Origin of the sequence: Klebsiella sp. GG_Kp146, assembly GCF_040061975.1 — a bacterium.
Taxonomy (GTDB): Bacteria; Pseudomonadota; Gammaproteobacteria; order Enterobacterales; family Enterobacteriaceae; genus Klebsiella; species Klebsiella quasipneumoniae.
The window spans coordinates 44052-56690 of the sequence record NZ_JBEAHA010000012.1 but is presented as its reverse complement, the minus strand read 5'-3'; the positions used below and the strand labels follow the sequence as shown (position 1 = coordinate 56690).

The window sequence follows — 12639 nt, the reverse complement described above, 5'->3', positions numbered from 1 at the left end:
GGCATAAAATATCTCACCATTAACCGTTTCAGCCGCACCGCCTTCCTTGAGCCATCGCCGTTCTGGTGGTATGGTTTAGCGTTTTTGAAAAATTGAATCGACTTTTGAGGGGATTTTCGTAATGCGTATTATTCTGCTTGGCGCTCCGGGCGCGGGTAAAGGAACTCAGGCTCAGTTCATCATGGAGAAATACGGTATTCCGCAAATCTCCACCGGCGATATGCTGCGCGCTGCGGTAAAATCCGGCTCCGAGCTCGGTAAGCAAGCGAAAGACATCATGGACGCCGGCAAGCTGGTGACCGATGAGCTGGTTATCGCGCTGGTTAAAGAGCGTATCGCCCAGGAAGATTGCCGTAACGGCTTCCTGCTGGACGGCTTCCCGCGCACTATTCCGCAGGCTGACGCCATGAAAGAAGCGGGCATTACCGTTGATTACGTGCTGGAATTCGATGTGCCGGACGAACTGATCGTCGACCGCATCGTTGGCCGTCGCGTTCACGCGGCATCCGGTCGCGTATACCACATCAAATTTAATCCGCCGAAGGTGGAAGGCAAAGACGACGTGACCGGCGAAGAGCTGACCACCCGTAAAGACGACCAGGAAGAGACCGTGCGTAAGCGTCTGGTGGAATATCATCAGATGACGGCGCCGCTGATCGGCTACTACACCAAAGAAGCGCAGGCGGGCAACACCAAATACGCCAAAGTCGACGGCACCAAAGCGGTGGCTGACGTGCGCGCCGAACTGGAAAAAATCCTCGGCTGATAAAGCCTTTTCTCATCCTGCTGCGGCAGGATGAGAACTTCTCTCATTCCTACCTTTTGCTATGATTGGTTCCGTTTAGCGCCATTTCAGCTACAATTGGCTGCGATTCAAATGGTTAAGAGGCGGTAATGCATCAGACGAAAACAGGTATCTTGCTGGCCAATTTAGGCACTCCCGATGCGCCCACCCCCGGTGCGGTGAAGCGCTATCTGCGACAATTCCTCAGCGACAAACGGGTGGTGGATACGTCTCGTCTGCTATGGTGGCCGCTGCTGCGCGGCGTCATACTGCCGATTCGCTCTCCCCGCGTGGCTAAACTCTATCAGTCCGTCTGGATGGAAGAGGGGTCGCCGCTGATGGTATACAGCCGTCGCCAGCAGCAGGCGCTGGCCGCCAGACTGCCGGATACCCCGGTGGCGCTGGGCATGAGCTATGGATCGCCGTCGCTGGCCAGCGCGGTGGATGATTTACTGGCGCAGGGGGTGGGGCACATCGTAGTGCTGCCGCTGTATCCGCAATATTCCTGCTCGACGGTGGCTGCCGTCTGGGATGAGCTGGCGCGGATCCTCGCGAAGAAACGCGCCATTCCCGGTATCTCGTTTATTCGCGATTACGCCAGGCACCCGGACTATATCCATGCCCTGGCGGCCAGCGTGCGCGCCTCGTTTGCCGTTCATGGGGAACCGGATCTGCTGCTGCTCTCCTATCATGGGATCCCGCAGCGCTATGCCAATCAGGGGGATGATTATCCTCAGCGCTGTCGCGATACCACGCGGGAACTGGTCTCCGCGCTGGGGCTGCCGCCGGAGCGGGTGATGATGACCTTCCAGTCGCGCTTTGGTCGGGAACCCTGGCTGACGCCGTACACCGATGAGACGCTGAAGATGCTCGGCGAGAAAGGGACGAAGCATATTCAGGTGCTGTGCCCGGGGTTTGCCGCCGACTGTCTCGAAACGCTGGAAGAGATCGCCGTCCAGAACCGGGAAATATTCCTCGAAGCGGGCGGAAAGCAATATGAATACATTCCGGCGCTTAACGCGGACGCCGCGCATATTGAGATGATGGTCAACCTAACGGCGCCTTATCGCTGATCGCGCGCAGGGCGGGGAATATGCTACTATTTCCCGCTTGTTCCCTGTTATTTAAGCGCCACTATGAAATTTCCCGGTAAACGCAAATCCAAACACTATTTTCCCGTTAACGCCCGCGACCCGCTGCTGCAGCAAATTCAGCCGGAGAATGAATCCAGCGTCTCCTGGGTGGTGGGTATCGACCAGACGCTGGTGGATATCGAAGCGAAAGTGGATGAGTCGTTTATCGTGCGCTACGGCCTGAGCGCGGGCCACTCGCTGGTGATTGAAGATGACGTCGCCGAGGCGCTGTACCAGGAGCTGGTGCGCAATAATCTTATTACCCATCAGTTTGCCGGCGGCACGATCGGCAATACCATGCACAACTACTCGGTGCTGGCGGACGATCGCTCGGTGCTGCTTGGCGTCATGTGCAGCAATATCGAAATCGGCGGCTATGCCTATCGCTACCTGTGCAATACCTCCAGCCGTACCGATCTGAACTATCTGCAGGGCGTCGACGGCGCCATTGGCCGCTGCTTCACCCTGATCAGCGACAGCGGCGAGCGCACCTTCGCCATCAGCCCGGGTCATATGAACAAGCTGCGCCCGGAAAGCATTCCGGAAGCGGTGATCGCCGGCGCCTCGGCGCTGGTGCTGACCTCCTACCTGGTACGCTGCAAGCCGGGCGAGCCGATGCCGGACGCGACGATGAAAGCCATCGAGTATGCCAAAAAGCATGATGTGCCGGTGGTGTTAACTCTTGGAACCAAATACGTGATTGCCGATAACCCGGCGTGGTGGCAGCAGTTCCTGCAGGAGCATGTCTCGATTCTGGCGATGAATGAAGAGGAAGGGGAAGCACTGACCGGCTTTGCCGATCCGCTGACGGCGGCGGATAAAGCGCTGGACTGGGTCGACCTGGTGCTGTGCACCGCCGGACCGGCGGGGCTGTATATGGCGGGCTTCACTGAAGAAGAGGCGAAGCGTAAGACCCAGCATCCGCTGCTGCCGGGGGCGATCCCGGAATTTAACCAGTTCGAATTCAGTCGCGCGATGCGTCACCAGGACTGCGTCAATCCGCTGCGGATTTATTCGCACATTGCGCCGTATATGGGCGGCCCGGAGAAGATCATGAACACCAACGGCGCAGGGGACGGCGCGCTGGCGGCGCTGCTGCATGACATCACCGCCAATAACTACCATCGCAATAACGTCCCCAACTCCAGCAAACACAAATGCAAATGGCTGACCTACTCCTCGCTGGCGCAGGTGTGTAAATATGCCAACCGCGTGAGCTATCAGGTGCTGAACCAGCACTCGCCGCGCTTAACCCGCGGCCTGCCGGAACGTGAGGACAGCCTGGAAGAGGCGTACTGGGATCGGTAAGCGAGTCCCTCTCCCGACGGGAGAGGGCAGAACATCAGCCGGTGACCACTTCACCGGCGGGTGGCGTTTCCAGAAGCTGCAGCATGGCGCGGGCAATTTCCCGCTCGCCCATCACCACCTGATTGGCCCCACGGTCGATAATGTAATCCACTTCGTCATCATAATGGGCGCGGGCGATAATCTCGATATGCGGACATTTTTCTCGTGCGGAAGCGACAATCTCGCCGGCCTCATAGCCGTTGGGAATGGTCAGCAGCAGCCAGCGGGCGCAGTCGAGATGCGCCAGCTCCATGATCTCTTCATTGGCGGCATTGCCCAGCACCGCGCTGATCCCGCGCTCGCGTAGCTCATCCACGCGGGTGCGCGAGGTTTCAACCACCACCAGCGGGATCCCCTGGGCCATCAGCTTCTCGCCCAGCAGGCTGCCGACGCGGCCAAAACCGACCAGCAGCGCGTGGTTGCAGATATCGACCGGCACCTGCTTCTCGTCTTCCAGCACCTCTTCCAGGGTCTGCTCGTCGAGGGTTTCGGTTTTATCGAGATATTTCTCCAGCAGAGTGAACAGTACCGGGTTGAGCATAATCGAGATGATCGCTCCGGCCAGCACCAGGTTTTGCCCGGCCTGCGGCAGCAGGTTAAGCGCCATCCCCAGGCCGGCGAGAATAAAGGCAAATTCACCAATCTGCGCCAGGCTGGCGGCAATGGTCAGTGCGGTACGCGGCGAGTGGCCAAACATACGCACGAGGAAAAAGGCGGCTGCGGATTTACCAAAGATAATGATCGCCAGCGTCGCCAGCACCGCCAGCGGCTGCTGGACCAGCACCATCGGGTCAAACAGCATGCCGACGGAGACAAAGAACAGCACCGCGAAGGCGTCGCGCAGCGGCAGGGTGTCATGAGCGGCACGGTGGCTCAGCTCGGATTCGTTAAGCACCATGCCGGCAAAGAAGGCGCCGAGGGCGAAGGAGACATCAAACAGCTCCACGGCGCCGAAGGCGATGCCCAGCGCCAGAGCCAGCACCGACAGGGTGAACAGCTCGCGCGAGCCGGTGGCCGCGCTGCGCGACATGATCCACGGCACCAGCCGACGGCCGACCAGCATCATAATGGCGATAAAGGCCACCACTTTGCCAATGGTGATCCCGAGGTCGAGGGCCAGGGAAGCGAAGCCGAGGTTGCCTTTCTCCGCCATACCGGCCACCGCCGGCAGCAGGACCAGCGTCAGGACCATCACCAGGTCTTCCACAATCAGCCAGCCGATGGCGATCTGCCCGCGCTGACTGTCAATCAGCTGTCGTTCCTCCAGGGCGCGCAGCAGCACCACGGTACTGGCGGTGGAGAGGCACAGACCAAAGACGATGCCGGTCATCAGCGACCAGCCAAGGGCGGCGGAGAGCGCCATACCCAACAGCGTCGCCACGGCTATCTGGGCGATGGCCCCGGGAATGGCGATCGACTTTACCGCCATCAGATCCTTGAGGGAGAAATGCAGGCCGACGCCGAACATCAGCAGGATCACGCCGAGCTCCGCCAGTTCCGGAGCCAGTTTGGTGTCAGCAACAAAGCCAGGGGTGAAAGGTCCGGACAGCACGCCCGCTAAGAGATATCCCACCAGAGGAGAAATACGTAGCTTATTGGCAATCATGCCGAGAATAAAGGCGAGCACGAGGCCGCCGACAATGGTGGTGATTAGCGGTGTTGCGTGGTGCATTCCGTCTCCTTTCCAGTGGTGAATCGGTCCATTTTGCTACCCTGTCCGCGTAATAGTTTATGACAAAAACGTTCACTTTGTTTATGAATAATTCTTGAATTGTGCAAAAAAATGCAATTGGCCGCTGAAAAGGCACAGAAGGAAAAATCGAGAGAGGAATGCGCGCATCAGGCCGATGGCGCAAGGGGTAACGGCGGCCAGCGTTACACTTTGGCCGCCGGATAATCAGGCTTTTTGCCGGTTATCAGGAAGAAATATCGTCAGGAATCCCAGCAGCGGCAGGAAGGCGCAGATTTTATATACCAGGTCGATGCTGGTATGGTCCGCCAGCAGGCCCAGCACCGCGGCGCCAAGGCCGCCCATACCAAAGGCGAAGCCGAAAAACAGGCCTGAAACCATGCCGATACGTCCCGGCAGCAGCTCCTGGGCATAGACCAGAATAGCGGAGAAGGCCGAGGCGAGGATAAAACCAATGATCACCGTTAAAATCCCGGTCCATTCCAGGCTGGCATAGGGTAAAACAAGGGTGAAAGGCGCCACGCCGAGGATAGAGCCCCAAATAACATATTTTCGTCCAATCTTATCGCCAACGGGCCCGCCAATCACCGTCCCGGCGGCCACCGCGAACAGGAAGGCAAACAGATGCAGCTGGGCGTTTTGCACCGATAAGCCGAACTTATGCATCAGATAAAAGGTGTAATAGCTGCTGATGCTCGCCATATAGAAGTATTTCGAGAAAATCAGCATCAGCAGAATACCTACCGCCAGAATCACCTTATTGCGCGGCAGCGGATTGACGATCGCCGGCTTCGGTTTGCCCTTATTCATCCGGTGCTGCGCGGCGTACCAGCGGCTGATTTGCGACAGCACGACGATAGCCAGCAGGGCGGCCAGCACGAACCAGGCGACGTTGCCTTTACCATACGGGGCGATGATCACCGCCGCCAGCAGCGGGCCAAGCGAACTGCCGAAGTTGCCGCCGACCTGGAACAGCGACTGGGCCAGGCCGTGACGGCCGCCGGAGGCCATCCGTGCCACGCGGGATGATTCCGGATGGAAAACCGAGGAGCCGGTACCCACCAGCGCGGCGGCCAGCAGCACCATACCGAAGCTACCGGCCAGCGCCAGCAGGATCAAACCGCAGAGGGTAAAGCACATGCCCACCGGCAGCGACCACGGCATCGATCGTTTATCGGTGATGTAGCCAATCACCGGCTGGAACAGCGATGAGGTGAGCTGGAAGGTGAGGGTGATCATCCCAATCTGCACGAAGGTAAGGGAGAACTCGGCTTGCAGCAGCGGGTAGATAGCGAGTATGAGCGACTGGATCATATCGTTAAGCAAATGGGACAGGCTGATCGCGCCTAAGATGCCAAACGAGGTGCGCGCTTTTTGCGGCGGCGCGTCGGTACTGGGTAAGGTCTGAGCGGATTGGTTGGTTGTCATAGGTTCACTTCAGCGAGTTCGATTTGTTGTAGAGAATGCAGGTTGTTACCCTAAATAATTCGAGTTGCAGGCAGGCGGCGACGCAGCGAATCCCCAGGAGCTTACTCTCGTAAGTGACTGGGGTGAGCGAGGACAAATTCGTCAGGAACGAATTTGAACGCAGTTCACTGCGCCCGTAAGGGCGAGGCCCAGGGATGGGCCGAGTTATTGCCAACGCACATGCAACTTGAAGTATGACGGGTAGAATTATTATCCGACTAACATACCTGTTGATAAGGTTTGAAGGAAGTCGCAATTCTGAAAACATATTTGTCAACGCGGCTAACTCGCTATACTTTCGGCACTTGGGATTAAGTCAGGGAGTGAAGCATGCATTATTTCAAACACAGCGTGGCGCTGGCGTTATTCGCCGCTTTATCGCTGGGCAGCCTGTCCGCGCAGGCCTATGAGCAGGATAAAACCTATAAAATTACCATCCTGCACACCAACGATCACCACGGCCATTTCTGGCGCAATGACTACGGCGAATATGGCCTGGCGGCGCAAAAAACGCTGGTGGACGGTATTCGTAAAGAGGTGGCGGCCGAAGGCGGTAGCGTTCTGCTGCTGTCCGGCGGGGATATCAATACCGGGGTGCCGGAGTCTGATTTACAGGATGCAGAGCCCGATTTTCGCGGCATGAACTTGATCGGCTACGACGCGATGGCGGTGGGGAACCATGAGTTTGATAATCCGCTGAGCGTGCTGCGCCAGCAGGAAAAGTGGGCGAAGTTTCCGTTCCTGTCGGCCAATATTTATCAGAAAAGCACCGGCGAACGGCTGTTCAAACCCTGGGCGCTGTTTAAACGCGGCGGGTTAAAAATCGCGGTAATTGGCTTAACCACTGACGATACGGCCAAGATTGGCAATCCGGAATATTTCACCGATATCGAATTCCGCAAACCGGCGGAAGAGGCGAAGCTGGTGATCCAGGAGCTGCAGCAGAATGAAAAGCCGGACGTGATCCTGGCCACCACCCATATGGGCCACTATGACAACGGCAACCACGGGTCTAACGCGCCGGGGGATGTCGAGATGGCACGCAGTTTACCCGCGGGCTCGCTGGCGATGATCGTCGGCGGTCACTCGCAGGATCCGGTGTGCATGGCGTCGGAAAATAAAAAACAGGTCGACTATGTGCCAGGGACGCCGTGCGCCCCGGATCGCCAGAATGGCATCTGGATCGTCCAGGCGCATGAGTGGGGCAAATACGTCGGCCGCGCCGATTTTGAGTTCCGCAACGGTGAGATGAAGCTGGTGCACTATCAGCTGATCCCGGTCAACCTGAAGAAAAAAGTGACATACGATAACGGCCAAAGCGAGCGGGTGCTGTATACGCCGCAGATCGCGGAGAACCCGCAGATGATGTCGCTGCTGACGCCGTTCCAGAACAAAGGTAAGGCGCAACTGCAGGTCAAAATCGGCAGCGTGAATGGTCATCTGGAGGGCGATCGCAGTAAAGTGCGCTTCGTGCAGACCAATATGGGCCACCTGCTGCTGGCGGCGCAGATGGCGCGCAGTAACGCGGATTTCGCGGTGATGAGCGGCGGTGGGATCCGCGACTCCATCGAGGCGGGCGATATCACCTACAAGGATGTGATGAAGGTCCAGCCGTTCGGCAATGTGCTGACCTATGTCGATATGAGCGGCAAAGAGGTGGTGGATTACCTGACCGCCGTCGCGCAGATGAAGCCGGATTCCGGCGCCTATCCGCAGTTTGCGAACGTCAGCTTTGTGGCCAAAGACGGCAAGTTGAACGATCTGAAAATCAAAGGCGAACCGGTGGATCCGGCGAAGACCTACCGGATGGCGACGCTGAGCTTTAACGCCACCGGCGGCGATGGCTATCCGAACATCGCCGATAAACCCGGGTATGTGAATACCGGCTTTATCGATGCCGAAGTGCTGAAAGAGTATATCGAGAAGAACTCGCCGCTGGATGCCGCCGCCTATGAGCCGAAAGGCGAGGTGAGCTGGCAGTAACCCTGACGGGAAGCCCGGATAAAGCGCGCTGCGTCGCTATCCGGGCGCTTTCCCGGTGGCGCTGCGCTTACCGGGCACGGGGCGCGTCATCAATCGCGGCGGGCGATATCGGCGAACTTCGCATCCAGCAGCTGCGCCAGATCGCTGGCCGCCAGCTCAATATCCAGCCCGCGTTTGCCGCCGGAAATGTAAATGGTGGCAAATTCCTGCGCCGGGGCGTCAATCACCGTCGGCAGGCGCTTCTTCTGCCCCAGCGGACTGATGCCGCCCACCAGATAGCCGGTGATACGCTGCGCCACCATCGGGTCGGCCATGTCGACTTTCTTGGCGCCCAGCGCTTTCGCCACTTTCTTCAAATCCAGCTGCCCGGCGACCGGGGTGACGGCGACCGCCAGATGCTTCATATCGCCATTTACGGCGACCAGCAGGGTCTTGTAAACCTGGTCGGCATTGAGGCCGAGCTTGCGCACCACTTCATCACCGAAGTTGGTCTCATTGGGATCGTGATCGTAACTGTGGATCTGAAAGGGGATTTTGTTTTTTTCGAGTAATTTAACGGCGGGAGTCATAGCTATCCTTCTTACCAACCGGTTTTGCGTGACGTCAGAATACGCCCGCAGGTTGTCTAAAAAATAGTACCATCTTGCGCAATAGTGTTGGCAGTGATGGTCACTTTGAGCGACAATCAGACGATCCGGGATGCAAATCCCGGGATAATAATAATGATGAAATTCCTCTTTGACGGGCCAATAGCAATATTGGCCATTTTTTTATGTCAGCATATCCGGCAGATTCCCTTCGCCATACAGATGCAGCGCGCCGACGGCGACCACGTAGCGCCCCGGCGGCAGGGCCAGCAGCGTCTCGCGCCAGGCGAGATTGCGCTGGTGCATCAGCACATCATATAAAGACTGGCTGAAGGTCGTCGGCAGCGATACCGCGCCGCGCGACGGCGGTTGCTCCAGCCACCAGCCGATCATGACCTGCAGTAAACGGGCGTTGGTGCGCCAGTGGGTCAGCGTATCCTCCAGCAGCGCCATTCCGCCATCGGGCAGGTCGCGCAGCAGCGCGATCTGGCTGTCGGCGCCTTCCAGCTCCATCACCGCTATGTTGCTCTCGCGGGCGGCCATCAGCAACTGATAATCGATACCGTAATCCGGCCGCAGCCCCAGCTTCTGCGCCTGGGTGGCCTGCAGAACCATCGCCACCTGCCACAGCGGCTGGCTGTCGAATAGCGCGACCGACAGGCCGAGTTCACCGGCTCGCGTCTGTAGCTCGCTCAGCTGCGCGTCGCTCAGGCGCTCCGCCAGCGGCGGATAAGCGGGGAGATGGCTAAACGGGGTTTCATTGCCGCTGATATCGGCCTCAACGATTAACGCATCGGCCTGGCGTATTTTTTTCAGCAGCTTCGCTGGCGGCGGCGCCATATCGCGGGTGCCCATATGGATGCTGCCGACGAGGTGCAGATAGCGTTCGCCAGGCAGGACGATATCCATCGCAGGCCAGGAATAAGACGAGCCGACGGCGGCTCGCCACAGCATTTTTATCCGGTTTAACAGGCCCATACGCGCTCCGAAGTGTGAGGCATTCATGCTAGCGCATATGGTGATACACGTCACCCTTCCGGCGGGCTTTTCTTGTCCCGGTAAAAAAGCGGGCGCCGACCCTGTCAGCGCCCGCTTTCCTCAACAACGCTTACGCTTTTGGTTTAAAGCGCAGCAGGCGGTTAGCGTTACTCACCACGGTAATCGACGACAGCGCCATCGCCGCGCCGGCGACCACCGGATTGAGCAACGTGCCGGTCAGCGGCCAGAGGATCCCGGCGGCAATCGGGATGCCCAGCGAGTTGTAGACAAAGGCCCCCAGCAGGTTCTGCTTCATATTGCGTAAGGTCGCCTTCGAAATCGCCAGCGCATCGGCCACGCCGTGAAGACTATGGCGCATCAGGGTGATCGCCGCCGTTTCAATGGCGACATCGCTGCCGCCGCCCATGGCGATCCCGACATCCGCCTGCGCCAGCGCCGGGGCGTCGTTAATCCCATCGCCCACCATCGCCACTTTGTGCCCCTGGCTCTGCAGACGCTTAATGGCGTCGGCTTTACCGTCCGGCAGCACGCCGGCAATCACTTCATCAATGCCGGCTTCTTTGGCGATAGCATTCGCGGTAGTGGGGTTATCCCCGGTGAGCATCACCAGGCGGTAGCCCTGACGATGCAGGCGCGCCAGAGCGTCGACGCTGTCTTCGCGTAGCGGGTCACGGATGGCGAACAGCGCGGCCGCCTGACCATCTACCGCCAGCAGCACCGGCGTAGCCCCGCGCGAGGCCTGCGCCATCATCTCGCTTTCTATATCGCCGGTGGCGATATGTTGCTCGTTGAGCAATGCCTGGTTACCGAGCAGCAGGCGATGGCCTTCCGCTTCGCCGCTGACGCCAAGGCCGCGCAGGGTGCGGAAGCCGCTCACTTCCGGCAACGGGCTGTCTCCGGCTTTATCAAGGATCGCTCGCGCCAGCGGATGGCTTGAACCCTGCTCAAGCGCGGCGGCAAGACGCAGCGCGGTCATCTCATCAACGTCTGCGAAAGTTTTCACCGCCACCACCTGCGGCTTGCCTTCGGTCAGGGTGCCGGTTTTATCGAACACCAGGGTGTCGAGTTCACTGGCGCGCTGCAGAGCATCGGCGTCGCGCACCAGCACGCCGTATTCCGCCGCCCGGCCAACGCCGGAGATAATCGACATCGGCGTCGCCAGGCCTAAGGCGCACGGACAGGCGATAATCAGTACCGTGGTGGCGATCACCAGGGTATAGACGATCTGCGGCGCCGGGCCGAAGAAGTACCAGATCGCAGCGCTAATCAGCGCAATGGCGACCACCGCCGGGACAAACACCGCGGAGATTTTATCCGCCAGCTGGCCGATCTCCGGCTTGCTGCTCTGCGCCTGGCGCACCATGCGGATAATACGTGCCAGCGTTGTCTGGCTGCCGACGGCGCTGGCGGTGAACAGCACGCTGCCGTCCTGCACTACGGTGCCGGCGTGAATGGCGTCGCCGTCGCCTTTTTGCTGCGGTACCGGTTCGCCGGTGAGCATCGCTTCATCAAACCAGGCTTCCCCCTGGCTTATCACGCCGTCGACCGGGACGCGGTCGCCGGTCGTCAGGCGCAGCGTCATGCCGGCCTGAACTTCAGCGAGCGGCAGATCTTTCTCGCCCTCGGGCGTAACGACCCGCGCCGAAGGCGGCGTCAGGTCGAGCAGTTTTTCCAGCGCTTTTGAGGAGCGCTGGCGGGCGCGGGCCTCCAGCATATGGCCGAGGTTAATCAGGCCGATAATCATTGCGCTGGCTTCGTAATAGAGATGGCGGGCTTCCATCGGGAACCACTGTGGCCACAGGTTGACGCTCATCGAGTACAGCCAGGCGACGCCGGTACCGAGCGCCACCAGCGTATCCATGGTGGCAGTGCCGTTTTTCAGGCTTTTCCACGCGCTGCGGTAGAAGTGGCCGCCAGCGAAGACCATCACCGCCAGGGTGACGAGGCCGATGACCAGCCACAGCGAACGGTTGTCGTCGCTGACCATCATGTTATCGCCGATCATGCCCCAGACCATCACCGGCACGCCGACCAGCAGGGCGACAATCGCCTGCCAGCGAAAACGTTTCATGGTGGCGATGGCGGTTTCCTGCTGCCGTTCGCGGCGTTCCAGATCGTCCTCGATTGCCTCCGCGCCGTAGCCCGCTTTCTCCACCGCCTGCACTAATTCTGCGGCGGACGCACTGCCCATCACCAGCGCCGTGCGTTCCGCCAGGTTAACCCGCGCCTGTGAGACGCCCGGCACCGCGGCAAGCGCGTTCTGTACCCGGGAGACGCAGCTGGCGCAGCTCATGCCGTTGATCAGCAGCTGTTGACTGTCATCTTCGTCATGGGCTGCCGGAAGCTCAGGAGTGGCCGCTGTCAGTGCTTCCGACGGGATTGATGATTCTGCCAGCGGTTTAGCCTTTGGGTGGCTGAGCTCCGCGCCGTATCCGGCTTGTTTAACGGTTTCAATCAGCGCTTGTGCGCTGGCGCTGCCCGTCACATGGGCTTCAGTGAGGGTGACTTCCGCTTGCTCAACGTCAGGACGCTGCTCCAGACTCTCTTTCACGCGTTTAACGCAGTGGCCGCAGGAGAGGCCATCCAGCGTCAGGTCGATAGTGTTAGACATAAATAACTCCTGAATAATTTTCCGGTCAACGATTGACC

9 protein-coding genes are annotated in these 12639 nt (G+C 59.2%); 4 read left to right on the top strand and 5 right to left on the bottom strand.

The window, feature by feature from the left end:
* The first annotated feature begins 121 nt into the window (after positions 1–121).
* The 3 genes from adk (at position 122) to ABLU95_RS13590 (ending at position 3225) form a co-directional block, all read left to right on the top strand.
* Positions 122–766, top strand: coding sequence for an adenylate kinase (gene adk / locus ABLU95_RS13600; protein ID WP_002892184.1), 645 nt, complete (start codon positions 122–124; stop codon positions 764–766).
* Between the two features lie 128 nt (positions 767–894).
* A complete protein-coding gene (gene hemH / locus ABLU95_RS13595) occupies positions 895–1857 on the top strand; it encodes a ferrochelatase (protein ID WP_348879762.1) in 963 nt (320 codons plus the stop codon).
* A gap of 63 nt (positions 1858–1920) precedes the next feature.
* On the top strand, positions 1921–3225 hold the full coding sequence (locus tag ABLU95_RS13590; RefSeq protein ID WP_087849730.1) for an inosine/guanosine kinase: 1305 nt from the start codon (positions 1921–1923) through the stop codon (positions 3223–3225).
* Positions 3226–3259: 34 nt separating this feature from the next.
* Here the strand turns inward: ABLU95_RS13590 and ybaL are convergent, their stop codons facing one another.
* Together ybaL and ABLU95_RS13580 are read right to left on the bottom strand one after the other, a co-directional pair.
* On the bottom strand, positions 3260–4936 hold the full coding sequence (gene ybaL / locus ABLU95_RS13585) for a YbaL family putative K(+) efflux transporter (RefSeq protein ID WP_023288655.1): 1677 nt from the start codon (positions 4934–4936) through the stop codon (positions 3260–3262).
* A gap of 225 nt (positions 4937–5161) precedes the next feature.
* Entirely contained in the window at positions 5162–6382 is a 1221-nt protein-coding gene (locus ABLU95_RS13580) for an MFS transporter (RefSeq protein ID WP_023288656.1), read from the bottom strand.
* A gap of 369 nt (positions 6383–6751) precedes the next feature.
* On the opposite strand from ABLU95_RS13580, the gene ushA reads away from it, so the two are divergent.
* Positions 6752–8404, top strand: a complete 1653-nt coding sequence (gene ushA / locus ABLU95_RS13575; protein WP_032734896.1) for a bifunctional UDP-sugar hydrolase/5'-nucleotidase UshA — start codon at positions 6752–6754, stop codon at positions 8402–8404.
* Between the two features lie 89 nt (positions 8405–8493).
* Here ushA and ybaK read toward each other — a convergent pair whose 3' ends face one another.
* From ybaK to copA, 3 genes are all read right to left on the bottom strand, one after another.
* Complete coding sequence (gene ybaK, locus ABLU95_RS13570) at positions 8494–8973, bottom strand: Cys-tRNA(Pro)/Cys-tRNA(Cys) deacylase YbaK (protein WP_004204728.1); 480 nt, start codon at positions 8971–8973, stop codon at positions 8494–8496.
* 201 nt (positions 8974–9174) lie between these two features.
* Positions 9175–9969, bottom strand: a complete 795-nt coding sequence (locus ABLU95_RS13565) for a TraB/GumN family protein (RefSeq protein WP_023288658.1) — start codon at positions 9967–9969, stop codon at positions 9175–9177.
* A 130-nt stretch (positions 9970–10099) separates the two neighbouring features.
* On the bottom strand, positions 10100–12601 hold the full coding sequence (gene copA / locus ABLU95_RS13560) for a copper-exporting P-type ATPase CopA (protein ID WP_044521405.1): 2502 nt from the start codon (positions 12599–12601) through the stop codon (positions 10100–10102).
* Positions 12602–12639 lie beyond the last annotated feature (38 nt).